At 72.6% G+C, this 22,196-nt stretch carries 21 protein-coding genes and 3 pseudogenes; 10 read left to right on the forward strand and 14 right to left on the reverse strand.

Translation table 11 applies throughout. From position 1 onward, the window contains the following. The 3 genes and pseudogenes from ADK52_RS36690 to ADK52_RS43190 all read left to right on the forward strand — a co-directional run. Positions 1 to 1,039: pseudogene (locus tag ADK52_RS36690) on the forward strand (transcriptional regulator); the annotation flags it as partial. A 6-nt stretch (positions 1,040 to 1,045) separates the two neighbouring features. Beyond that, the gene (tpg, locus tag ADK52_RS36695; RefSeq protein ID WP_053694172.1) at positions 1,046 to 1,600 is read left to right on the forward strand and encodes a telomere-protecting terminal protein Tpg; all 555 of its coding nucleotides are present in this window, start codon (positions 1,046 to 1,048) and stop codon (positions 1,598 to 1,600) included. Then, positions 1,590 to 1,838, forward strand: a pseudogene (locus ADK52_RS43190) (VOC family protein); the annotation flags it as partial. The gene tpg and the pseudogene ADK52_RS43190, both read left to right, overlap by 11 nt. 144 nt (positions 1,839 to 1,982) lie before the next feature. On the opposite strand, the gene ADK52_RS36700 reads toward ADK52_RS43190, so the two are convergent. From ADK52_RS36700 to ADK52_RS36740, 11 genes are all read right to left on the reverse strand, one after another. Beyond that, positions 1,983 to 2,360: a DUF6009 family protein gene (locus tag ADK52_RS36700; RefSeq protein ID WP_030872546.1), complete on the reverse strand. Its 378-nt coding sequence runs from the start codon at positions 2,358 to 2,360 to the stop codon at positions 1,983 to 1,985. A 183-nt stretch (positions 2,361 to 2,543) separates the two neighbouring features. After that, on the reverse strand, positions 2,544 to 4,223 hold the full coding sequence (locus ADK52_RS36705) for a DNA primase family protein (protein ID WP_053694173.1): 1,680 nt from the start codon (positions 4,221 to 4,223) through the stop codon (positions 2,544 to 2,546). Beyond that, positions 4,220 to 5,329, reverse strand: coding sequence for a bifunctional DNA primase/polymerase (locus ADK52_RS36710; RefSeq protein ID WP_234344406.1), 1,110 nt, complete (start codon positions 5,327 to 5,329; stop codon positions 4,220 to 4,222). Before ADK52_RS36710 ends, ADK52_RS36705 begins: the two co-directional genes overlap by 4 nt. A gap of 846 nt (positions 5,330 to 6,175) precedes the next feature. Further along, positions 6,176 to 7,660, reverse strand: a complete 1,485-nt coding sequence (locus ADK52_RS36715; protein ID WP_053694174.1) for a phytoene desaturase family protein — start codon at positions 7,658 to 7,660, stop codon at positions 6,176 to 6,178. Next, positions 7,657 to 9,441 (reverse strand): ABC transporter ATP-binding protein, encoded by a 1,785-nt coding sequence (locus ADK52_RS36720; protein ID WP_053694175.1) that lies wholly within the window; start codon positions 9,439 to 9,441, stop codon positions 7,657 to 7,659. Before ADK52_RS36720 ends, ADK52_RS36715 begins: the two co-directional genes overlap by 4 nt. Further along, entirely contained in the window at positions 9,438 to 10,250 is an 813-nt protein-coding gene (locus ADK52_RS36725; protein WP_053694176.1) for a class I SAM-dependent methyltransferase, read from the reverse strand. The genes ADK52_RS36720 and ADK52_RS36725 overlap by 4 nt, the downstream gene beginning before the upstream one ends. Beyond that, entirely contained in the window at positions 10,247 to 10,408 is a 162-nt protein-coding gene (locus ADK52_RS42760) for a hypothetical protein (protein ID WP_159046115.1), read from the reverse strand. Before ADK52_RS42760 ends, ADK52_RS36725 begins: the two co-directional genes overlap by 4 nt. Before the next feature lie 118 nt (positions 10,409 to 10,526). After that, positions 10,527 to 11,108, reverse strand: coding sequence for a hypothetical protein (locus ADK52_RS36730; protein ID WP_053694177.1), 582 nt, complete (start codon positions 11,106 to 11,108; stop codon positions 10,527 to 10,529). Further along, the gene (locus tag ADK52_RS36735) at positions 11,105 to 13,033 is read right to left on the reverse strand and encodes an alpha/beta fold hydrolase (RefSeq protein WP_078988882.1); all 1,929 of its coding nucleotides are present in this window, start codon (positions 13,031 to 13,033) and stop codon (positions 11,105 to 11,107) included. The genes ADK52_RS36730 and ADK52_RS36735 overlap by 4 nt, the downstream gene beginning before the upstream one ends. A 130-nt stretch (positions 13,034 to 13,163) precedes the next feature. Further along, a complete protein-coding gene (locus ADK52_RS42765; protein WP_159046116.1) occupies positions 13,164 to 13,328 on the reverse strand; it encodes a hypothetical protein in 165 nt (54 codons plus the stop codon). A 42-nt stretch (positions 13,329 to 13,370) separates the two neighbouring features. Further along, positions 13,371 to 13,571: a hypothetical protein gene (locus ADK52_RS36740; protein WP_053694178.1), complete on the reverse strand. Its 201-nt coding sequence runs from the start codon at positions 13,569 to 13,571 to the stop codon at positions 13,371 to 13,373. Positions 13,572 to 13,828: 257 nt separating this feature from the next. Between ADK52_RS36740 and ADK52_RS36745 the strand changes: the two genes are divergently transcribed. The 4 genes from ADK52_RS36745 to ADK52_RS36760 are packed head-to-tail and all read left to right on the forward strand — an operon-like array spanning position 13,829 to position 17,506. Then, positions 13,829 to 14,785 carry an ABC transporter ATP-binding protein gene (locus ADK52_RS36745; protein ID WP_053694179.1) on the forward strand — a complete coding sequence of 319 codons (957 nt, stop codon included), beginning with the start codon at positions 13,829 to 13,831 and terminating at the stop codon, positions 14,783 to 14,785. Further along, positions 14,782 to 15,594 (forward strand): ABC transporter permease, encoded by an 813-nt coding sequence (locus ADK52_RS36750; protein WP_053694180.1) that lies wholly within the window; start codon positions 14,782 to 14,784, stop codon positions 15,592 to 15,594. The genes ADK52_RS36745 and ADK52_RS36750 overlap by 4 nt, the downstream gene beginning before the upstream one ends. Next, positions 15,591 to 16,901, forward strand: a complete 1,311-nt coding sequence (locus ADK52_RS36755) for a sensor histidine kinase (RefSeq protein WP_159046117.1) — start codon at positions 15,591 to 15,593, stop codon at positions 16,899 to 16,901. The genes ADK52_RS36750 and ADK52_RS36755 overlap by 4 nt, the downstream gene beginning before the upstream one ends. Beyond that, positions 16,898 to 17,506, forward strand: a complete 609-nt coding sequence (locus tag ADK52_RS36760) for a response regulator transcription factor (RefSeq protein ID WP_053694182.1) — start codon at positions 16,898 to 16,900, stop codon at positions 17,504 to 17,506. The genes ADK52_RS36755 and ADK52_RS36760 overlap by 4 nt, the downstream gene beginning before the upstream one ends. A gap of 37 nt (positions 17,507 to 17,543) precedes the next feature. Here the strand turns inward: ADK52_RS36760 and ADK52_RS44220 are convergent. Further along, positions 17,544 to 17,696 (reverse strand): annotated as a pseudogene (locus ADK52_RS44220) (SAM-dependent methyltransferase); the annotation flags it as partial. After that, positions 17,684 to 18,211 carry a GNAT family N-acetyltransferase gene (locus ADK52_RS36765; RefSeq protein WP_053694183.1) on the reverse strand — a complete coding sequence of 176 codons (528 nt, stop codon included), beginning with the start codon at positions 18,209 to 18,211 and terminating at the stop codon, positions 17,684 to 17,686. The gene ADK52_RS36765 and the pseudogene ADK52_RS44220, both read right to left, overlap by 13 nt. Before the next feature lie 95 nt (positions 18,212 to 18,306). On the opposite strand from ADK52_RS36765, the gene ADK52_RS36770 reads away from it, so the two are divergent. The 3 genes from ADK52_RS36770 to ADK52_RS36780 all read left to right on the forward strand — a co-directional run bounded on the left by ADK52_RS36770 (position 18,307) and on the right by ADK52_RS36780 (position 20,455). Continuing rightward, a complete protein-coding gene (locus tag ADK52_RS36770) occupies positions 18,307 to 18,654 on the forward strand; it encodes a GntR family transcriptional regulator (RefSeq protein WP_053694184.1) in 348 nt (115 codons plus the stop codon). Between the two features lie 38 nt (positions 18,655 to 18,692). Beyond that, positions 18,693 to 19,610 (forward strand): DUF1648 domain-containing protein, encoded by a 918-nt coding sequence (locus ADK52_RS36775; protein WP_053694185.1) that lies wholly within the window; start codon positions 18,693 to 18,695, stop codon positions 19,608 to 19,610. A 122-nt stretch (positions 19,611 to 19,732) separates the two neighbouring features. Beyond that, a complete protein-coding gene (locus tag ADK52_RS36780; RefSeq protein WP_159046118.1) occupies positions 19,733 to 20,455 on the forward strand; it encodes a hypothetical protein in 723 nt (240 codons plus the stop codon). 57 nt (positions 20,456 to 20,512) lie between these two features. Here ADK52_RS36780 and ADK52_RS36785 read toward each other — a convergent pair whose 3' ends face one another. Continuing rightward, entirely contained in the window at positions 20,513 to 21,988 is a 1,476-nt protein-coding gene (locus tag ADK52_RS36785; RefSeq protein WP_053694187.1) for a sialidase family protein, read from the reverse strand. Positions 21,989 to 22,196 lie beyond the last annotated feature (208 nt).

Here is a 22,196-nt window from a genome sequence, read left to right on the forward strand (position 1 = left end):
ACCGGCCCCCCCGGAGGCCCCCGACGAGCACCCCGTCGTCGCCGCCCTGTACCCCCGGTCCCACCAGCGCACCCCGGACCAGGTCCTCGACGAGGAGGCGTACGACTGGATTCGCGACCCCGAGCTCCTCACCGACGCCGAGTGCACCCGCAGCCACGCCGTCGGCATCGACGTGAACATGGCCTTCGCCGCGGCGGCCAACCGCCTCCCCGTCGGCCTCGGCCCCGCCGTCCACACCCGGGCCCCGCGCTTCGACCCGAAGGTCCCCGGCTGCTGGCTCGCGGACCTCTCCTCCCTCGAACTCGACCCGCGCCTCCCCAGCCCCTTCACACCGAGCGGCCACCCGCCCACCGGCCCCGCCTGGTACGCGACCCCGACCCTCGCCTACGCCCAGGAGCTCGGCCACCCCGTCCACCCCATCGAGGCCTGGCTCCGCCCGGATCACGGCCCGTACCTGGACGCCTGGTACACCCGCCTGCGCGACGCGTACGTGGCCACCATGGCGGACCTCGGCGTCACCTCCGCGCTCCCCGAGCCCGAGTTCCTCGCGGCGATGGCCGAACTCCAGGAGCACCCCGACCCCGTCCTGAAGCCGGTCCTCTCGGCCATCAAGTCCACCGTCAAGGGCGGCATTGGCAAGCTCCGCGAACGCCCCCAGGGCGCCGCGTACCGCCCCGGCGAGTCCTGGCCCGCCCTCGAACGCCCCACCTGGCGCCCCGACATCCGCGCCGCCGTCATCTCCACGGCCCGCGTCAACATGCACCGCAAGATGCGCGGGCTCGCCGCCGCCGGGCTCCACCCCATCGCCGTCCTCTCCGACTGCGCGGTGTACCTGTCCGACGGCCCCAGCCCTCTCGACTTCCTCCCCCGTACCCCCGAGGGCAAGCCGGTCCCCGGCGGCTTCCGTCTCGGCGTCAGCCCCGGCATGGTCAAGCACGAGGGCACCCAGCCCCTCCTGTGGGCCGTCGAGATGCTCGACCAGGGACTCAACCCCGCCCGCCACATCAAGGGCCACGACGCCGCGGCCGACGGAGAGTAGCCGGACATGCCCGAGATCGACGACAGCCTCACCCGCGCCGACGAACAGCACTTCACCCGCCCCGTCCCCAAGTCGGCGGGCGCCCAGATGCGTTTCCTCGTCAAGCAGCTCAAGTCCACCCGCGAAGCGGCCCGCCTGCTCGGCATCTCCCAGCGCACGGTCGAGCGCTACGTCAGGGACCAGCTCCGGCAGCCCAAGCCGGCCCTCGCCACCCGCCTGGAGTCCGAGGTGCGCCGCCGCTGGCAGCCCCTGGTGCGCAAGCGCGCCCGTACGAAGGCCGCCCGGACGACCGGCCTGGTCATCGAGACCCGCGCCCGCTTCGGCTTCACCGCCGCCCCCGGCACCACCGACGACGGCCGCATGCGCCGGATCACCCAGCACCTGCCGCCGGAGTACGCGGGCCGCCTCTTCGCCGCCCAGGAGGCCGGCGCCGGCGAGGCACAGCTCCGCGCCATCGCCGCGGAAGGCCTCCAGGAGATCTACTTCAAGGACAACGGCGCCCGCGCCGGCGGCCTGCTGGTGGAGTTCACCGACATCGACTACGTCGACTTCGCGTTCTGAGGACCGCCGCCCACAGGGTCTGGAGGGACCGAGTCCGACACCGCACTGCGACCCGTCCAGGTGGACATCAAGGCTCTTGACGACGCTCGCGACCACCTCCGCGGCCCACCGAGCGGAGTTGGTCGCACGCCTTCAGTCCCTCGGTGCGACGCCCGCCGACGTGGCCCAGGGCGGCGTCCCGTGGAGGGTCCTGGCCGATCCGGAGGGCCACGAGGTCTGCGTCCTCGCCCCGTCCTGACGCCGGAGCGGGGGACAGCAGAGGGACCGAACAGGGACCGGAGGGACTCAAGGGACCGAAAAACGGAATCAGGAATCAGAAACGGAGACCAGGAATCCGGAAGTCAGGCACCCACGTCGGGCGACCCACACCACGTGACCCAGGTCACGCGACCGTGGGCGCCGACAGACCCCGCTGCGAGCGCTCGGTCTTCCTGCCCACCTGCCGCGGCCCGATCGTCCGCGGGTCGACCGCCTCGCCCGGCGCACCCTCCCGGTACAGGCCGTGCGGCTCGGCGTCCCGGTCGTGCGGCAGCAGGTAGAAGACGCGCCGCTTCTGCAGGCCGCTGTCCGGGTCAGCCTCGGCGGTGTCGCCGAGCTCGGTGAAACCGATCATGCGCCCGTCGCGGTGATAGCGCGGCTTTCCCCGGCGGCGGGGCGTTTTGTCCAGGGCCTGGCGCACGTAGTCGAGCTCTTCGGGGTCCTCCAGCCACACCACTTTGTCCTCGTGGGCGAGATCGCTTGATGTCAGTAGCGAGCTCATGGCCTGGGTCCCTCCTCGATCACATGGGCCCGGTGGGGCCCCTGGTCCCTCCACGCCGCGGGCGGCGGCGCCGATGCCGGTATGCAGCTGGGCCCTGCGGGCCGCAGCCGGGTGGTGGGTCTGTTCATCGTCCTTGTCCATCGTAGGCGTGCCCACCCCGGGGCGGCATCACCCATCGTCCGATCACGGCGTGGTTGCCCTGTTCGCCTCGCGCGGAGTCTGCTCCTCATCGGCCAGGAGAGCCAGTCCGGGGTAGAACTTCTGCCCGTTCGAGCGGAGCATCTCGTTGGGCGAGGCGACACCGACCTCGGCGCGGATGCGTGTCGCGAACGCGCGCGTGGTCGCGGGCCGCAGCCCCTCGCCGTCGAGGCACCAGGCACTGTACGCGCGGTACAGGGCGCCCTGCTCGACCTTGAGGTCGCGGGGATCGGGCAGGTCAGCGCCGCCCGTGGTGCAGCATTCGGCGAGGAACCGCCCGATGTGGTCCTCGGTCGTCGCGTACGCCTGCGTGGCGCTGCGCACCACGCTCGGCCCGGTCAGGGCCGGCTTGGCGGCGAGATAGGCCTTGGCTCCCTGGATCATCCAGTGGAGGATGCCGGGACCCTCCTCCTGTACGAGCGTCTCCGCCAGATTGTCGATCTTGCGGTGGTCGGGGACGACCTTCTCGAACGGGATGAGCCGGATGCGGCGCCAGAACGCATGTCCGCCGGTGCCGACCTCGGGACGGTGGTTGCCGAGCAGCCAGAGCTTGTGGGTGGGCTCGAAGCTGAAGAAGTCCTGCCGCATCCGCCGGGCCTTGAGCCGGTCACCACCGGTCAGCAGTTTGACCCGGGCCTCGTCGAACTTGTCGTGCGGCTTGAGCTCGCTGCAGACGAACAGGCGCCGGCCGTGCAGTTCGGTCAGCTCGGTGGAGTGCTCGTTGAACTTGCCGCGCTCCATCAGGAACCCGGGCGGCGCCACGTCCGCGTAGTCCCCGAGGATCTTGATGACGACGTCGAGGAGGGCGGACTTGCCGTTCGCGCCGACGCCGTAGAGGAAGGGCAGGACCTGCCCGCCGACGTCGCCGGTGATGGAGTAGCCGAGCAGGAGATGAAGAAAGTTGATCATCTCCTGCCCCTTCTCGTCGTCCCCGAACGTCTCGTCGAGGAAGCGGTGGAAGCGGGGGGTGGGCATCGCCTCGGGCGCCAGGTGGGTGGCCCGCGAGTGCAGGTCCCGCGTGGGGTCGGGCTTGTGCAGGTCGCCCGTACGGAGGTCCACGACGCCCGCCGGGGTGCACAGGGCGTACTTGTCGCCGTCCAGGGTGTCGGGGTCCAGGGCCAGTTCGGGGGAGGCCTTCGCCTGGGTGAGCATGGCCTTGACGCCCGAGGTGGACATCGCGCGCTTGCGGTGCTGGGCCAGCTCCCGGTCGGTGAAGGCGCCGCGCGGGTCGTGGAGGGGCAGTTCCTCCGCCATGTCGCCCGCGGCCCAGATGGCGGCCTTCTCGCCGCCGGTGCGCTTCCAGCGGTACTCGTCCCAGACGTACCAGCCGAGCCCCTCGACGTGCCGGAACCGGTCGTGGTGCAGGTGGGCGAACAGCTTGGCGTTGCCGCGGTCGCTGAGGTTGTGCAGGAGACCGGTCTGGATGAAGTCGGCGGCGCCCCCGCCGGCGGGGAGCGGGGCCGCGTTCTGCTGGGCGGGCAGGCGTCTCCTGCCGCGCGCCGCCGTGGCGGCGAACACGGCGGACGCCGTGGGCGCCGGGGCCCCGGCATGCGCGGCGGCGGGCTCCCCGGACGCGCCCGGCTCCACGGTCGTCTCGGCCGTGAACGCGGCGAGCTGTTCCGCCGCCGCCTGGGCGTTGAACCCCGTGCTCTTGGCGCTGCTCATGTGCGTTCCTTGGGGTGGATCGGCCGATCGCTTCCGGCGCGCAGCCCTGAGTCGACGATGAGGACGTTGCGGCGCGACTGGCGGGGCCGCGCCCGGTCCGCCGCTTCGATCAGGAGCAGGCGCCCCTCCGCCGCGTCGAGGTGACCGCCGGCGACGAGCCCGCCCGCCGTGAAGGCCGCGCGGTTGAGCTTCTCGCTGAAGGCCGTTCCGGACGGGCTCGCCCCGCAGGAGCCGACTTCCTCCAGAAGCCCCTTCAGCAGCCGTCTCCCGGCCTCCTGTCGACCTCCGCGCAGGGGATGGCCCGACGCGGGTCCGGGGGCCGGAGAAGGGCCGGGGGAGGGCGTGGATGGTGCCGCGGGCCCGGGGGAGTCCACGTGCCCCGTACGGACGAGTTCGGCGGCCAGCCACAGCGGCAGGGGCGCGGGCAGCCGCGCGCCGGGCAGCGCCTCGTACACACCGGCGGCCGTACGCGTCGTCGGCGCCACGATGTAGCCCCCCTCGGCCCTTACGTCGACCTGCCAGGCCAGCGCGACCCTGGAGCTCGACCCGCTGGAACACCGCAGCCGCGGACCGCCCTTGGGCGCCCGGTACCAGATGTGCATCCCCCCGGAGGGCGTACGGACCCGCAGGGTCGAGGCGTCCTCGCAGGGGTCGGGCCGGGACCGGTGGGCGGCCAGGAGCGCCAAGGTGTCGAATCCGCTCTGCAGTCCGGTCAGGTCAACGCGGTCGTCGATGGGGATGCCGGGCAGCAGCCGCTGCCGGTCGGGCAGCTCGGTCGCGTGGGCGTCCACGTCGATGACGACGAGCCCTGCGGCGCCGCAGGCCACTCCGATGCCGAACTCGGGCTCCCTGCGCCACCATTCGCGCAGGGTGTCCAGGTCGGTGGTGGCCGCGTGGAACCCGTGGCACCAACGGCCTTGCGCATGGCAGGGACACGCCTCGGGGGAGTGGTGACGGCCGGTGCACTCCCGGCAGTTCGCGGCGGGCGTCTTGGTCCCGGGGGCCAGGGGGTGCACCGGATAGCCGCGCGAGGCCAGCCAGGCCGCCACGTCCAGCGCCGTCCCGCCGGTCACGCCGCGGCGCGGGTTCTCGGGATGGACCAGCACTGGCTCTTCCTTGACGCGGTGTCGGGGGCGGCTATTCGTGTCCCCGGCCCGGTCCCTGGCGTACAGGCTGGCTGACCTGCGCCTCAGGGACCAGAGGGACTGAAGATTCACTATCGCGGAGATTACCGCAGGGACTGCGGGGGCTCGGGCGGCAGGCAGCGCTATATCGAGAATTCAGTCCCTTCAGTCCCTCAGTCCCTGAAGTTCTACCCTGGTTCGTCCGGAAAAGTTCCGTCTTCGATTCGCCTGTCACCCCGGGCGTGTCGCGACCGGCTCCCCGGTCCCCGGCCGGGGACTCCAGCGACCCTCGAGTACGGCGCAAGGACCGCATGCCGGACGGAGCCCCCGGAGGCGGGTCAGGAGACGGATCCGGAGACAGGTACTGAACCACTCAGCCCCTCGTTCAGTCCCTCTCTTTTCAGTCCCTTGACAAACATGCAGGTCAGAGCTCTGCACCCACCGACCCAGGGACTGAAGGGACTGAGAATCACTACTTCCGCTCTTTATGTGCGTGCGTGTATGCGCGCAGGCATATAAGAAGCCTGGTAGTTCATATCTGGCTCATAACTGGAAAGTTGGGTCCCTTCAGTCCCTGGACCACCGGCCTCAACCACCTGACCTGCAGGTTTAGGCAGTGACTGAAGGGACAGGGACCGAAGCCGACCCACCGGCGTTCAGTACCTGTCGGGGGAGGGGGTACCGAGGGAGGGGGCGACGCGCCACAACCGGATCAGCAGATTCCGCTACGAAGTCATCATGACGACCCGCGGGGCCGGCCGGGCGGCCCCGCGCCGTGGGAACGTGCGCCGGAATCTCCGAGAAGCCCGCCGAAGCGGCGGAACCGGCCTAGGCGGGCTCAGGGGCGAGCGACGGCGCCTGGCGCACGCCGAACTCGCGGCGCAGCGCCGACCGCGCCGCCAGGTACCCGCACATCCCGTGCACGCCCGGCCCCGGGGGCGTCGACGCCGAGCAGAGGTAGACCCCGGGCAGCGGGGTCCGGTACGGGTCCGCCTGGGCCGTCGGCCGGGCCAGGCTCTGCACCAGGGTCATGGCGCCCGCCCCGATGTCCCCGCCCACGTAGTTCGGGTTGTACTCCTCGTACGCGGCGCCCGTCACCGACCGGTGCGCGAGCACCGTGTCCGTGAAACCGGGCGCGTACCGCTCGATCCGCCGCCGGACCAGCTCGTACGGATCGACCGTGCTGCCGTGCGGCACGTGCGCGTACGCCCACAGCGGGCGCCTGCCCGGCCGGGCCCGCCCGGGGTCGGCGACCGCCGGGTCGACGAGCAGGACGAAGGGCTCACCGGTGGCGGCCCCGCGCGCGGTCAGCGTCTCCTGCCGGAACACCTCCGCCTGCGTGCCCCCCAGATGCACGGTCAGGGCCCGGCCCGTCTCCGGATCGGCCCAGGGGACCGGCCCGGACACCAGGAAGTCCACCTTGGCCGCCGCCGGCCCGTACCGGAACCGGCCCAGCCGACGACGGTAGCGGTCCGGCAGCCGCCCGCCCGCGATCCGCAGCAGCCCCTTCGGCGCGACATCGAGCAGCACGGCGCGGGCGGGCGGCAGCTCGCGCAGGTCCTCGATGCGCCGGCCGGTGTGGAACACCCCGCCGTGCGCCGTGATGTCGGCAGCGAGCGCATCCGCGATCCGCGTGCTGCCGCCCCGGGCCAGCGGCCAGCCGCTGCCGTGCGCCAGATGCCCGAGCAGCAGCGCGACCCCCGCTCCGGCCGGGCTCGGCAGCCGCCCCACGGCGTGGGCGGCCACCCCGGCCAGCAGAGCCCGCGCGGGCTCTGCGGCGAACTGCCGGGCCGCCAGCGGGGTCCCGTGGGCGAGCGCCCGCGGCGCGAGCCGGAGGGCGGCGGGAAGGGCCGAGCGCCAGCCGGCCGCCGCCGCCCGCGGCCCCGACAGCACCAGGTCGACCACGGCGTCGCTGCGCTCCAGCAGCGGCCCCATCAGGGCCCGCCAGCGCGGCCCGTCGGCGCCGAGCGCCGCGCAGGTGCGCTCCAGGTCCCGGTACGCCACGGCACTGCGCGCACCGTCGAGCGGATGCGCGTACGAGGCCTCGGCGTGCAGCAGCTCCACCCCGCGGGCCGCCAGGCCGAACTCGCGGAAGAACGGCGAGGCCGCGGCCATCGGATGCACGGCCGCGCAGATGTCGTGCTCGATGTCGGCGTCGAAGAGCGACTGCGTGCGCAGGCCGCCGCCGATCGTGCCGTGCGCCTCGTACAGCTCGACCTTCACCCCGGCGCGGGCCAGGGTGGTGGCGGCGGCGAGCCCGTTGGGCCCGGTCCCCACGACGACGGCGGTGTCGTCCCCCGCGCCCCGGCTCACGCCACCGGCTCCCGCACCGGGTGCGCCTGCTCGGCCTGCTGGTCCGCCAGCCTCCGGTACAGCGGATCGGCCGAGCTGAGTTCCGCGTGCGTACCGGTGGCCCGTACGCCGCCCCGCTCCAGCACGACGATCTTCTCGGCCCGTGTGATGGTCGAGAACCGGTGCGCGATCGCAACGACCGCACACTCCCTGCTGACGGCGGCGATGCTGTCCCGCAGCGCCGCCTCGGCCTCCGCGTCCAGGCTCGCCGTCGCCTCGTCCAGCAGGACGATCCTCGGGCGTTGCAGCAGCGTACGGGCGATGGCCAGGCGCTGGTGCTGACCGCCGGACAGCCCCGCGCCGCGCTCGCCCAACTCGGTGTCCAGCCCCGCCGGCAGCGCCGCGACCACCTCCGTCAGGTGTGCTTTGCACAGCGCATCCGCAATGTCCTCGGCGGTGGCCTCGGGCGCGGCGTACGTGAGGTTCTCCCGTACGGTGCCCCGCAGCAGCGTGTGGTCCTGGTCCACGTACCCGACCAGGGAGCGCAGCTGCGCCAGCGGCAGGGCGGCGATGTCGGTGCCGCCGATGCGGATCGTGCCGGAGTCCGGCGCGTACAGCCGCTCGACGAGCTGGAAGAGGGTGGTCTTGCCCGCGCCGGAGGGGCCCACGACGGCGGTGAGGCCGCGTTCGGGGACGGTGAACGACACCCGGTCGAGGACGGGCTGCGCGGCGTCGCCGTCCGGGTAGCGGAAGGACACCTCCTCGAAGCTGATCCCGTGCCCGTCGAGCGCGTCGTGCCCGTCGAGCTCGACGGGCACGACGATCCCGTCGATCCCGTCGGCGGCCGCGCCCGAGCGCTCGTCGTCCTCCTCCTGTTCGAGGCCGGCGAGTTCACCGAGCCGGTCGACGGACGCCCGCCCCTGCTGGAACTGGGCGATCGACATGAACAGCATGACCAGCGGCGACACCAGGTAGAACAGGTACATCATGAACGCCGTCAGATCGGCGGGCGCCATGTCCCCGGTCGCCACCCGGGCCATGCCCCACGCGATGACGACGGTCAGCGCGATCTGCGTCCCCACGTTCATGGCGGGCGTGAGCATCGCCGACAGGGCCGACACCCGGATCCCGGACCGGCGCGCCCGCCCGGCGAGCCCCGCGATGTGCGCGGTCTCCCGCCCCTCCGCGCGCGAGGCCTTCACGGTCGGCAGGGCGCCCATGACGCGCAGCAGCGCCGAGCCGAAGACGCTGGTGTCCTCCCGGTTGACGACCGAGGCCTTGCGGACCCGCCGGGCGAGCAGCAGCGAGACCGCACTGGCCAGGCCCAGGCAGCCGAGCGTGGTGACCAGCAGCAGCGGGTCGATCCAGCCCATCATCACGATCCCGCCGAGCACCATGAAGGCGCTGGTGACGATCTGGGCGAGGGCCTGCGTCATACAGATCCGGGCCAGTGAGGTGTCGGTGACCATGCGGCTGAACACGTCGCCCTGGTCCCACCGGTCGTACGACTGGAGGCGCGAGCGCAGCAGCCGGGCGGCCAGTGTGTGCCGGATGTCGAAGACGACGTTCTCCCCGGCCCGGCCGATGGCGTACGCGTGGCCGGCGGCGAAGAGGGCGTCCGCCGCGAACAGGCCCACGGCCAGCAGGACCGGCCCGGTCAGCGGCAGGTCCGCCGCCACCGACTCGATCATCTCGCCGATGACCAGCGGCTGGGCGAGGGTGGCCGCCGCGCCCAGCAGGCCGAGCACGATCCCGCTCAGCAGCAGGGCGCGGTGGCCGCGGGCGATGTGCCAGACGTTCACGAGGAGGCCTTGGCCGGCTTCACGTACGTGGTGACGAACATGGGCGCCTCCGGGGCGTACGGGGTCCCGCGCCAGTCGGCGGCGCGGCTCTCGGGGACGAGCCCGGCCGCGCGGGCGTAGCCGTCGACCTCGTCGGGGGTGGTCAGCCGGGACAGCTCGGTGCCGACCCGGCTGGTGCCGTCCGACTCGAACCAGACGTGCGCGCAGTGCCACAGGTCGTTCTCGGGCAGCAGCGTGGAGTGCGTCTGCAGGCCCGTGCCCGGCTCCGGGTACGGAATGAAGTACGAGGTACGGGAGCGGCCTTCGTGCGCGGCGAGCACGGCCGGCTTGTTGTGGGTCTCCACGACGAACCGGCCGCCGGGGGCGAGCAGCTCCGCCGCCCGGGCCACCGCCCGCGCCTGGTCCTCGGGCGTGAGCAGCATCGAGAGGGTCGCGCAGACGCAGTAGACGAGCCCGACCGTACGGTCGGCGGCGTACGTACGGATGTCCGCGAGCACCGTTTCGACGCCGGCCGCGTCCGCCTCCCCGGCGGAGCGCAGGGCGGCGAGCATCTCGGGGGAGGAGTCGACCCCGGTGACGGGGGCGCCGAGCGCGCGGGCGAGCGGCAGCGCGATCCGGCCGGTCCCGACGCCGAATTCGACGGTCCCGCAAGCCGGCTCGGGATGCAGCGCGGCCAGCCGGGCGGCGGTGACGGCGGCGGACTCGTCCCGCGGGAAGAGCCGGTCGTACCAGCCCTCGAACTGGCGCCCGTACCCGATGTCCTCGACGGCGGAGGAGGCGGCGGAGGCGGCGGTGTGGGTCGCTGTCATCGGTTCGGCTTCTTCCTCTTCAGCTCCACGCCGGCGGCGATGAACAGGGCGACGCCCACGGCGATCGCGCTCACGGTGTTCATGACGTCGGCGGCGGTCAGGAACCCGATCACGGCGAGGCCGATGAGCAGGCATCCGGCGACTGCGGGCTTGTGCATGGTGTTCTCCTTGGGGTACGCGGTGGCCCGTGGCCCGTACGTCAGGACTTGAGCATCCCGAGGGCGATGGCCCCGGCGATCACCGCGCCGATCGCGATGATGATGTAGGGCGCCATCCTCACGCCCCCACCGCGGCCGTCGCCCGCGCGTGCAGCGGGGTGTAGGGGGAGACGAAGACCATCTCCGGGCTCTGCGCGGTGTCGTAGCCGGTGGCCCGGGCCAGGGCGAACTGGAAGCCGCGGACGCCCGCGGCCTCTGCGCCCCGGTCCAGGATCCCGGCGCGCAGGTATGCGGTGAGCGTCCGGTACCCGGCGGTGCGGACGACGACGGGGAACCCCTTGTCGATCACGTGCAGGATCTCGCTGCAGATGTCGAAGACCGCCTTCTCGGGCCGCCGGGTCGGGAACCAGGCGATCTGCCACGGCTTGCGGCCCTCGATCACGTCCACGCCCTGCCAGGGCGAGGTGGTGCCGTCGGCGGCGAGGGTCCGGTACACGAAGTGGTAGTCGTGCATGGCCGGGGTCGGAGCGAAGAAGCGCCAGTTGGGCAGCATCGAGAAGGTGTCCTTCAGCTGCATCCGGTTGAAGGTCGGGTTCGGGTGCTGGATGGCGAGGGTGCTGAGGAGCATGGCCGCGCCGGCGATGCGCCATCCGGCGCCCTCGCCCGTGAACAGACCGGCGGCGGCCCGCTTGAACGTCATTTCACGGTTTCCTTTCCGGTGGCCGTGGTGGCTGCAGTGGCTGTCGTGGCCATAGCGGCGGCGGTGGCCCCCGAGGGGGCGCCGCCCGCCGGAGCGAGCGCGAAGAACTCGGTGATCGCGTCCGCCACCTGGTGCGCGTACCGGCTCATGGTCAGCAGCGTGTCGTGCCCGGCGCCCTCGACGACCACCGTCCGGGTGCGCCCGCCGCCCCGGTGCGCCTCGGCCAGCTCCCGGTGCATCAGCAGCTGGTCGGGATCGCGGTCGACGGTCTGCTGGGCCGAGACGACCAGCCCGTGCGCACCGCCGATCGGGGCGAGGTCGCCGCGGTGGGCCCGGAAGTCGGCCTCCACCGCGTCCCATTCGCGCAGCCCCGCCTCCCACATGCGGGCGTCGGCGTACTGCGCGAAGACCTTCTTGCGGTACGCGACGGGCAGCGACTCCAGCCAGTCCGGCCTGGCCATGAGGATGCCGGTGCCCAGCCGCAGGTACCAGGTCATCTGGACGAGCGAGCCGCGCAGCCTCCCCGCGGTCTCGCTCTGCTGCGCGGAGCGGTTCAGCTCGTCGGGGTGAGAGGCGTCGAGGTAGACGACCCCGTGGACGCGCTCGCCCAGCTGCCGGGCCGCGCGCCGCGCGATCTCGCCGCCGAGCGAGTGGCCGACCAGGATGACCTGGCGGTCGGGGGCGACGGCCCCGTTGACCAGGTCGACGAGGTCGTCGACGGACCGGCCGAGGCAGAAGCGGCCGGGATCCCGGTGGCGGCTGCCCGCGTACCCGGCCCGCGCGTACGTGACGACGCCGTGCCCGGTGTCCTGCGCCAGCCGCTCGGTGATCCACGCGAAGTGCTCGCTGGTGGAGACCATTCCGGCGGCGAACACCAGCACCGGCCGGCCGTCGTCGCCGGGGGAGAGGACCTCGTACTGGAGCTCGTTGCCGTGCCGCGTCGTCAGTACCCGGGAGGTGTGCCAGCCCTCGGTCGTCCGGAGCCTGCGCTGGACGGCGGTGCCCGCGGCGATCCCGGCGGCCGCGGCCAGCAGCGCGAGGGCGACGGGCAGCGCGCGGTCGTCCCGGCCGGCGACGGCGGGGTGGCTGCGCGGTGTGGAGGTGTACGCGACCATCGGGTGCATGGCGGTGAACGCGGTGACGAACCGGCCCAGGCCCATGAAGTAGCCGTTGGCCAGGTGGAACGCGGCGGCGCTCGCGATGACCGGGCGCGCCAGGCGGCCTCCGCACGCGTAGGCCAGCGGGAAGAGGCACTCCAGCGCGAGCACCCCGTGCGTGAGGTACTTGGCGGCGGTGGGGTGCTCCTGCGTCCAGCGGTACATGCCGGGGTGGCCGTACGTACGGGTGCGCATCACGCCGGAGAGGGCGGAGGCGTCGCGCCAGGGCTCGCCGATCAGCTTGACCCAGCCGGAGACCAGGTACGAGAGGTTGGCCTGGAGCGCCACGTACCAGAGCAGCGCGTCCTTCGCCTGCGGGGAGCGGGCCAGGCGGGCCGCCCCGGTGGCGGTCTGCACCAGGATCGCGACCTGGTCGGAGCCGTCGGTCCCGTAGCGGTGGCGCGGATAGAGCAGCGCCGAGCTGGCGCCGAGGAAGAGGCTTCCGGCGCCGCGCAGGCGGGAGTTGCCGGGCAGCAGCATCCCGGCGGCGACGGCCGCGCGGGCGACGTGCAGGGCGGTGGTGGTGCGGGGGCCGCTGACCGCGTCGAGCAGGCGGCGGACCAGCGGGGTGGACTCGGCCTGGACGTCCTTGACGATGTTCCAGTCGTTGAGGCCGCCCTGCCGGATCTCCTTGCGCTGGGAGAGGTACTCCAGGGACGACGTCAAGGTGGTGACGGCGGCGAGCCGTTCGGACAGGCCGAGCGCGCGGTCCCGGCTCACCGGAGCGGGGCCTAGTACCGCGGAGGCGATCTTCTGGGCGAACTTCACGTGGTCTCTTTCGCAGCTGTGAGGGGGAGCCGGGGAGCGCCTACGCTGGACGGGTGGCCGTCGGGCCGGAATCCACCTCCGGCCCGACGGACACCCGGCGCTCACGCGGTCATGCGGCGCTCGTCCGGCCTCAGCCGTTGCCCCGCCCGGCCTCGAAGGCACTGACGACGGCGCAGGAGATCGCGATCCCGCCCATGAAGGCGGCGGGCGTGGCCAGCACCGGGGCGGCGACGGGGAACACGACGCCTTCCTCGGGGATGTCCATCTCGTCCAGCAGAGCGGTGACTTCGTTCATGACGGCGTCCTTTCGCACGGGTGTGGGGGTACGGAGGTCGGGTCAGCCGATGGCGCGGCCGAGCGCGTACGCGCCGCCGACCACGGTCGCGCCGCCGACGAAGGCGCCGACGGCCTTGGCGCCGCCGATCGCCGCGAGGGCGGCGGCCGGGGTGGCCAGCACGGGGGCCTGGTCGGTGCGGGTCTCGCCGGCCTGGATGGTGCCGAGGTCCAGGTTGTTGACGAAGGTGACGATCTCGGTCATTTGCGGAGCTCTCTTTCAGGAGACGAAGCATCAGAAAATGCGCAGATCAGCCTGGCGGAGGCCCCGTTGACCGGCCCCCGTCGGCAGCTAGATCAAATACCGATCCCCGCGGATGCGGCATGACGCAGGTCACACTCCACTGCGCAGCGCACGCCTGCCGTCACTGACGGACATCACGCCGGGCCATGACATCTGTCATGCGAACCCATGAGGCCACTCACTGCACAAGCCGGTGTACGGAGTGCAAAGATCGAGTCATGAACGTCATCACCGAGCAAAATGTGATCGAGGTCACAGGTCTGTGGCGGCGCTACGGGCCACCCGGGGACGCCGGGTTCGACGCGGTCCGCGGCGTCGACCTGGCCGTGGCCCGCGGCCAACTCTTCGCCCTGCTCGGCACGAACGGCGCCGGCAAGACCTCCCTGGTCGAACTGCTCGAAGGGCTCGCGCAGCCCGCCAGGGGGAGCGTCCGCCTCTTCGGCGGCCTCGACCCGGTCCGCGACCGCGCCCGCATACGTCCCCGTACGGGCGTGATGCTCCAAGAGGGCGGCTTCCCCGGCGACCTGACGGTGCTGGAGACGGTCAGGATGTGGGCCTCGTGCACCACCCGCCCCCGCCCGTACGACGAGGCCCTGGCCCTGGTCGGCCTGACCGGGCGCCGGGACGTGACGGTCAAACACCTCTCCGGGGGCGAGAGGCGCCGGCTCGACCTGGCCCTGGCCACCCTCGGCCGCCCCGAACTGCTCTTCCTGGACGAGCCGACGACGGGCATGGACCCCGAGGGCCGCCACGACGTCTGGCGGATCATCGAGGACCTGCGCGCGGGCGGCACCACGATCGTGCTCACCACGCACTACCTGGAGGAGGCCGAGCGGCTCGCCGACCGGCTGGCCATCATGCACGCCGGGCAGATCTCGACCAGCGGCACGGTCGCCGGGATCGTCGCCGCCCACCCCTCCACCCTCGGCTTCCGGCTGCCGTCGGAGCTCGGCCCCGCCGACCTGCCCGGCGCCGCCGTACTGCGCGCCGATGCGGAGGTGGTCCCGGGCGGCCGGATCGAGCTGCGGACCGCCGACCTCCAGCACACCACCACGGAGCTCCTCACCTGGGCCCGCGACCGGCGGGTGGAGCTGCGGGAACTCGCTGCCAGCTCCGCCTCGTTGGAGGAAGCGTTCCTCCGCATCGCCCGCACGACCGCGAAGGACCTCGTATGAGCACGGCACCGGCACCCGCACGCGCACGCGAGGCGGCGGGCGCGTCGGCGGCCCCGGCCCACTTCGCCGCGCTCTCGCGCACCGAACTCGCCCTGTTCCTCCGCAGCAAGAGCAACCTGTTCAACGTCCTGGTCATCCCGGCCCTGATCGTCATGGGCACCACGACGATCATGAAGCAGTTCGACCTGGAGGGCGCCGGGCTCGCCATGGGCCAGGTCATGATCTCCACCTCGGCCGGCATCGTCCTCGTCATGGCCCTGTACGCGCCCCTCATCGGCATCTACGTCCTGCGCCGCGAGGAGCACGTCCTCAAACGGCTGCGGACCGGAGAGGTGTCCGACGTCGTCATCCTCGCCGCCCCCGCCGTGCCCATGGCCCTGGCCGCGCTCGTCCAGTTCGCCCTGATCGCCGGCGCCGTCGCGGCCATCTCCGGGCTCGGCCTGCCGGCTGCCCCGCACCTGGTGGTCCTCGGCATCCTGCTCGGCACCGTGCTCACCGCCGCAGTCGCCGCCCTCAGCACCGCCGCCGCGCGCACCGCGGAGAGCGCCCAGGGCATCAGCACCATCGGCTTCCTGCTGCTCCTGCTCACCTCGGGCACGCTCGTCCCGCTGGAGACGCTGCCCGGCATCTTCGGCGACGTTCTGCGCTTCTTCCCGCTCACCCCGGTGATCGAGCTGGTCCGCTCCGGCTGGACCGGCCGCGGCGCGGGCCCCACCGACACCCTGGTCTCCGTCGCCACCCTGCTGGCCTGGACCGTGCTCTGCGCCGAGGCCGCCCGCCGCCGCTTCCGCTGGGAGCCGCGCACGTGACGTCCCCCGCAGACGTGACGCCGAGCCCCGAACCGGCCCCGGCCGAGCCCGCCGCGCCCGCCGAGGCACCGGAGGCGCCGGGTTCGGCGCGCTACCAGACCGACGTCCGCCGGGCGACGACGCACACCCGCTGGATGCTCTGCCTGATGCCGTGGCTGCTGCTGGCCTCGCTGCTCTGGCCGCTGCTCGCCCACCTCGACGCGGCGGATGCCGCGGACGCCGCGGACGCGAGCCGGCTGCCCGCCGGGATCGGCTGGGCGGTCGCCGGGGTCACCGCCCTCCAAGGCCTCGGCGCGACCACGGCGATCGCGTACGGGCTCGGCCGGGCGAAGCGCTCGGCCGGCCTCATCGCCGCGATGGCCGCGGTGACCGCACTCGAACTGTCCCTGCTGCCCTGGGCCTACGACACCGGCCTGATCGACCACTCCCGCGGCCTGATCCTGGCCTCCATCACCGTGGCCATCCCGCCGGCCTTCGCGCTCGCCCTGGTGCTCGCGCAACTCCCGTACCTGGCGGTGGCCCTCGCCCAGTCCCTCGCGGCGGGCGCCCTCGCGCTGGCCGCCGACCGAGGCGCCGCCCCGGCCGTACTCGCCTTCACGGTCACCACCTGGGTGGTCATCGGCACGCTGATGCGCTCCTCCGTCTGGTTCCTCGCCGTCCTGTGGCAGCTCAACGCGGCCCGCGAGGCCCGGACCCGGCTCGTCGTCGCGGAGGAGCGGCTGCGCTTCGCCCGCGACCTGCACGACGTCATCGGCCGCAACCTCTCGGTGATCGCCCTCAAGGCCGAACTCGCCGAGCGGCTCGCCGAGAACCCCCGCGCGCGGTCCGAGATGGCCCAGGTGCAGAGCCTCACCCGCGGCCTGCACCACGAGATCCGGGAGGTGGTCAACGGCTACCGCTCCACCGACCTGGCCACCGAACTCCAGGGCGCCCAGGCCATCCTGGAAGCAGCGGGCATCGCCTGCCGGATCCGCCGCACCACCGGATCCGACCTGTCCCACGAAGCGCAGACGGCCCTCGGCTGGGTCGTCCGCGAAGGCGTCACCAACGTACTGCGCCACTCCCACGCCGGTACGTGCACCATCTCGCTCTCCGACACCGGCGACGGCCGCACCCGCCTTGACCTCGTCAACGACGGCACCGGCCACGCCGCCGCCCCGGCCGCTCAGACCGTGCCGCCCCCGGGCAACGGCCTGGCCGGCCTCGTCGAGCGCCTCGCCCCCCTGGGCGGAACCCTGCGCCACGGCCCTTCGGCCGCGCACACCTACCGACTGACCGTGCACCTACCGACAGGGAGCAGCCGATGATCCGCGTCCTCCTGGCCGACGACGAACACCTGATCCGCGGCGCGTTCGCCGCGCTGCTCTCCCTGGAGGAGGACCTGGAGATCGTGGCCGAGGCGGCCACCGGCCCCGATGCGATCGCGATGGCGCTGCACCACAGGCCGGACGTCGCCGTGCTCGACCTCCAGATGCCCGGCAAGGACGGGGTGGCGGTGGTCGAGAAGCTGACGGAGATCCTCCCGAGCTGCAAGACCATGATCGTGACGAGCCACGGTCTGCCCGGCCAGCTCAAGCGCGCGCTCACCCACGGCGTGAAGGGCTTCGTCCTCAAGACGGTCTCTGCCCACGAACTGGCCACCATCATCCGCAGCGTCCACACGGGCAACCGCTACATCGACCCGGTCCTCGCCGCCGACGCCATCAGCGCGGGCGCCTCGCCCCTGAGCGCCCGCGAGGCCGACATCCTCTCGCTCTCCACCGACGGCGCCCCGATCGAAGAGGTCGCCGAACGCGCTGCCCTCGCCCCCGGCACCGTCCGCAACTACCTCTCCTCCGTCACCACGAAGCTGGGCGCCGAGAACCGCCACGCGGCGGCCCACCTGGCCCGCCAACGCGGCTGGATCAACTAGAAGGACACCAAATCACCAGGACAACCTCTGGCCCGCCTCGGCGGTTCGCCGCCTCCAGCACATCGCAGGCGGCGGAGGCCACCGGGAAGGAGGCGTCAGCGGCCACATCTGCCAGCCCCGCACCCCGCAGCAGCCGGGGCAGCTTGCGCCCGTACGCCAGGGCGGCGCCACGAGCGGTCAGCAGCGAACGCGGTACAGCACACAGGGGCGAAGCGGCCCCTCCGGCACGCTCGGGTCCTCGAAGTCGGAGGCCGGATCCCGCGCCATGCCGATCCGGCGCATCACGGCCTGGGAACGGACGTTGGCTGCGGTCGTCGTCGCGATGATCTCCGGCAGCCCGAGGGTCTCGAATCCGAAGGCCAGACAGGCCAGACCGGCCTCGGTGGCGTAACCGTGCCCCCACGCCGCACGCGTCAACCGCCACCCGACGTCCACCCCCGTGAACGGCATGCCCTCGTCCACCACGTCCAAGCCGGCGCGGCCGACGAACTCGCCGCTCTCCCGCCGTTCGAGCGCCCACCACCCGAAACCCCGCTCGTCGAACTCGGCCTGCATGCGCGCCGCCACGGCATCGCTCTGCTCCCGCGTCAGCAGCTCCCCCAGGTGCTCCCGCACGTCGGGGTCGGCGTTCATCGCCGCCCACGGTTCGAGGTCGGACTCCCGCCACGGGCGGAGCAGAAGGCGATCGGTACGCAGCTCTGGCATAGCGCCAAGCCAACGCCCGCACGCGCCGGATGTCGACCGGATTGATCGATCGAGTGCTGCCAAATAAAACGAATGGTGCTAGCGTCATTGGCATCATGCTGCTGAGGCTGAACATCGCGGACAACCGCCCCCTCCACGAACAGGTGGCCGGCGCCATCCGGCGCGCCATCGCCGAGGGGGAGTGCGGGCCGGGTGACCGGCTGCCACCCGCGCGGGAGTTGTCACAGGCGCTGGGCGTCAACGCCAACACCGTCCTACGGGGCCTGCGTGCACTGCGCGACGAAGGCCTGCTGGAGTTCCGGCGCGGCCGCGGGGTCACCGTGGCCGGCGGGGCGGACGGACGATCGGCGCTGCTGGTGCGCGTACGGGAACTGGTGGCCGACGGCGCGCGCCTGGGGTACGGCAAGGCCGATCTCATAGAGATGATCGAGGAGGCACAGTGAAAGACCGTGGGGGATTAAAGAACCGGGCTGCGTGGGGGATGACCGCCTGGGCGGCCGGGATCCTCGCGCTGCTCGTGGCGCTGCCACTGGCGGCGCGCAAGGGTTTCCGGGACCGACTGGCCACGCACTGGGGGGCCTTCGGCCAACCCGACGGCTCGCTTCCGCTCTGGGCGGCCGTCCTGCTGCCGGCTGCGGTCTGGATCGTCCTCGTCACCGGCGCCGTGTTCTGGCGGGCGGCCCGCCGGTGGCGCGCAGCGGTGCTGGTCTCGTGCGGGGTGCTGCTGGCGGGGGAGCAGATCTCGATCGTACGGGCGAACCTCCACCACGCCGACTGGCGCGACGCGGACTCGGTCACCGTCGGGGCCGTGGTCACGGTCGTCGCGGCATCGGTGGCCGCCTTCGCGGTCATGCTGGCGAGCCGCCGGCCCACCGCCCCCGCCTCGCCCGCCCAGGGCCCCCGCATGGACATCCCCGCAGGTGAACGCCGTGTGTGGCTCGCCCGCACCACGAACCCGTGGCTGACCCTCCTCGCGGCGGCCACCGGACTCGTCGCTCTGACCGCCCTTCTCGCCGGGACCGGCGGCGATCCGACGAAGCCGATGTGGCTGCTGATCGTGCCGTTCGCGGCGGCCTCGATGGGGGTGCTGGTCTCCTCATCGGTACGGGTCCGGATCTCCGAGCCCGGCCTGGACGTGGCCTTCGGCCCCCTCGGCTGGCCGGTACGGCGCTGGGCCGCCGCGGACATCGAGTGGGCCCGCGCCGAGAACCGCACCCCGGCGCAGGTCGGCGGCTGGGGCTACCGACTCAGCGGCCTGGGCACGACGGTGATGCTGCGCAGCGGCGAATGCCTGGTGATCCGCTCCAAGGGCAAGGACTTCGCCGTCTCGGTGGACGACGCCGAACGCGCCGCGGCCCTCCTGAACTCCCTGAGCGCCCCGCACACCGACCGCCCCTGACCCCGCGGCGCACAGGAGCGCGTGATCTTACCGATTGCTTACGAGGCCTCTCCGCGACGCCCGTTGACCGCGGTCCGCGCCTAGCGTGATCGGTACACCTCCTGAGCTCGAAGGACGAGAAGATGACTGTTGGGGCCGTTGAAACGCTTCCGGTGTGCGCCTACCCGGACTGCAACCACCACGCCGAAGCACCGACGCCGGACGACCCGGCGCCCCGCTACTGCGCCCACCCGGACCACAACGCACTCGGCGCCTTCCGCAGGTTCCGCGCGAAGCGACAGGAGCGCAAGGAGGCCAAGAAGGCGGCGAAGGCGACGACGCAGCCCGCACCCGCTCCCCAGCTCGCGCAGGAGATGACCGAACCCGCGGTCCGACAGGAGCCCGGAACCCGCGAGGACCTCCTGGCCCTGATGTCCCGGCTGGTCACGGACCTTCCGGTCTACATCGAAGAGCTGGCCATCATCACCGACTCGGTCGCCGCGGAGGCACGCATCGAAACGGTGACCAAGGCCTCGGCCCAGCGGACGCTGGCCGCCGAACAGCGCACCGCCCTGGCGGAGGAGGCCGCGGAGCAGGCCATCGCCGAACTGGACAAGGCCAAGCAGGGCTTCGAAGAGGAGACGGAGCGGATCCGCAAGGAAACCGCGCAGCAGGTGGCCGACGTCGAGTTCGTACGGGCCGAGCTCGAACGCTACCGCGAGCGCGTCGCCCACCTGGAGGAGCGTCTGGACACGGTCCGAGAAGAGGCCGACACGGCCCGCCGCGAGCTCGCCCTCGATCTCGAACGCCACCGCACGGAGCACGCGGCCTGCCCCCTCCCCGCCCAACCCCCGCAGACGATGTAGCGGCCCGAGCCCTGCTCGACACGCGGCCGCCGCGCGTTCCGTGAGGACGGCCGGTGCTCACCGGGTACGGAAACTGCCGCTGTACACGTCCGTACGGTTCTGCGGCGCTCCGGAGTGGGCCTCGGTCAGCACCGCCCGTACTCCCTTGCCGTCCGCCACCAGGCCTTGGTAGTCGCCGAGGAAGTAGCCCCCGGCGAAGGGCGCTTGCAGCCAGTCGAAGACCCGCGAGATCTGTCGTTCGCTCCGGCGCTGCGGATCTCCGTGCGGCAGCGTGGCCAGCTGGTAGGCGGTGGGCAGGGTGGTGGTGTTGCCGGGCTTGAGGAAGCGCAGGTCGTAGTAGGTGAGCGCGACCGTGCCCCGCTCGTCGACCGCGACCGACGGGGAGAAGGCCGGCGTGCCCGCCGGGCTGATCAGCTCCGGGGTCCCCCAGGTGCGTCCGCCGTCGGTGGAGCGCACCAGCTGGACGGAGTCGAACCGGCCGCCCGAGAAGTCCGAGCCCTCGTAAGCCATGTACAGCGTGCCCGTCTTCGGGTCGATGGCCGGGCTGGGCAAGGTGGCCGCGGCACGCAGCAGCTTGGTGGGATCGTTCGGGTCGACCTCCGGTACGGAGGTGTCCCGGGCCACGGTGACCGGAGCGCTCCAGGTCTCGCCGGCGTCAGTCGAGGTGACCACCGCGTAGTGGGCTTCGACGACGGTGCTCAGGTCGTCGGAGTGGGTGATCCGGTCGAAGAAGTCGTACAGGGCGCCGGTCCGCCGGTCGACGACGATCACATGGCCGATGGTCTGCGTGTTGGGCACGGCGCTGGTGTCGACGAAAGGCCGGCCCTCGCTCCAGCTGCGGCCGCCGTCGCGGGTGACGGAGATGTAGCCCGGACCGTCGAGGGAGCTGGGGCCGGGCGGGTCGTTGTCGAGGCGGTTCCAGACCTGGTAGGCGGTGCCCTTGCGGACGGGGTCGGCGGTGAGCGAGGGCTTGTCGTTGAAGAACGGCTGCTCGTCGACATGCGTGGTGGTGACGTTCTGCCAGGTGCGGCCACCGTCGCGGGACGTGGCGGCCAGCAGGGCACTGCGCGTGCTCCTCGTGAAGTCGACGCCCTCCCCGCCGGCGTAGACGGTGCCGTCCGGTCCGGTGCTCACCCAGGGGTCGGAGGCGCGTTCGAAGTCCGCGCCGCCCGGGGCGCACAGGCTGAACGGCAGCGTGCTCAGACGGAAGGTACGGCCGTCCGTGGTCCAGCTGGCCGCCAGGCCACGGGCGCCGCCGTCGTTCCAGCGGTCCTGCTGGAACACCGTGACCACGCGCTTCGGGTCGCGCGGATCGACGGACAGGTACGGCTCGACCTCGGTGCCCGGATAGACGACGCTGTCGGGCGAACTCGCGCCGATGGTGCAGTCCGCGTACGGGTCGCGGTGGGACACCTTGACCAGCGGTGACCCGCCGTCGTGGCTCAGGTCTGCTGCCGCGGGCGTCGCGCCGGTGACCGTGGTGAACAGGAGCGCGGCGCTGGCGACAGCGGTCACGGACGGGAAGACGCGCATGCGGGATCTCCTCCGGGCCTCGGCGGCCGGGGTACGGGCAGCCGGTATCGGGGCGGCGTGGGGCGCGGAGACATACCGGAACGCGGGGGTGGGACGACTCCGCCTGATCCTCTTCGGTGTCCTGGCCGGCGCTCTTGATGGGCCGGACGGCGGATTCCTCCTCCGGCATCGTCGCGGAGCACGGCGGGACGACCGCCGGTGCACCGCG

Origin of the sequence: Streptomyces sp. WM6372 (genome assembly GCF_001279655.1) — a bacterium.
GTDB lineage: Bacteria > Actinomycetota > Actinomycetes > Streptomycetales > Streptomycetaceae > Streptomyces.

What these genes read in the sequence shown, in the direction of transcription:
- ADK52_RS36750 (WP_053694180.1), top strand. Translation starts at nt 14,782, where the DNA reads ATGAGCACGGCACCGGCACCCGCACGCGCACGCGAGGCGGCGGGCGCG.
- ADK52_RS36775 (WP_053694185.1), top strand. Translation starts at nt 18,693, where the DNA reads ATGACCGCCTGGGCGGCCGGGATCCTCGCGCTGCTCGTGGCGCTGCCA.
- tpg (WP_053694172.1), top strand. Translation starts at nt 1,046, where the DNA reads ATGCCCGAGATCGACGACAGCCTCACCCGCGCCGACGAACAGCACTTC.
- ADK52_RS36725 (WP_053694176.1), bottom strand. Translation starts at nt 10,250, where the DNA reads ATGACAGCGACCCACACCGCCGCCTCCGCCGCCTCCTCCGCCGTCGAG.
- ADK52_RS36770 (WP_053694184.1), top strand. Translation starts at nt 18,307, where the DNA reads ATGCTGCTGAGGCTGAACATCGCGGACAACCGCCCCCTCCACGAACAG.
- ADK52_RS36760 (WP_053694182.1), top strand. Translation starts at nt 16,898, where the DNA reads ATGATCCGCGTCCTCCTGGCCGACGACGAACACCTGATCCGCGGCGCG.
- ADK52_RS36785 (WP_053694187.1), bottom strand. Translation starts at nt 21,988, where the DNA reads ATGCGCGTCTTCCCGTCCGTGACCGCTGTCGCCAGCGCCGCGCTCCTG.
- ADK52_RS36705 (WP_053694173.1), bottom strand. Translation starts at nt 4,223, where the DNA reads ATGAGCAGCGCCAAGAGCACGGGGTTCAACGCCCAGGCGGCGGCGGAA.
- ADK52_RS36740 (WP_053694178.1), bottom strand. Translation starts at nt 13,571, where the DNA reads ATGACCGAGATCGTCACCTTCGTCAACAACCTGGACCTCGGCACCATC.
- ADK52_RS42765 (WP_159046116.1), bottom strand. Translation starts at nt 13,328, where the DNA reads ATGAACGAAGTCACCGCTCTGCTGGACGAGATGGACATCCCCGAGGAA.
- ADK52_RS36730 (WP_053694177.1), bottom strand. Translation starts at nt 11,108, where the DNA reads ATGACGTTCAAGCGGGCCGCCGCCGGTCTGTTCACGGGCGAGGGCGCC.
- ADK52_RS36700 (WP_030872546.1), bottom strand. Translation starts at nt 2,360, where the DNA reads ATGAGCTCGCTACTGACATCAAGCGATCTCGCCCACGAGGACAAAGTG.
- ADK52_RS36745 (WP_053694179.1), top strand. Translation starts at nt 13,829, where the DNA reads ATGAACGTCATCACCGAGCAAAATGTGATCGAGGTCACAGGTCTGTGG.
- ADK52_RS42760 (WP_159046115.1), bottom strand. Translation starts at nt 10,408, where the DNA reads ATGCACAAGCCCGCAGTCGCCGGATGCCTGCTCATCGGCCTCGCCGTG.
- ADK52_RS36780 (WP_159046118.1), top strand. Translation starts at nt 19,733, where the DNA reads ATGACTGTTGGGGCCGTTGAAACGCTTCCGGTGTGCGCCTACCCGGAC.
- ADK52_RS36765 (WP_053694183.1), bottom strand. Translation starts at nt 18,211, where the DNA reads ATGCCAGAGCTGCGTACCGATCGCCTTCTGCTCCGCCCGTGGCGGGAG.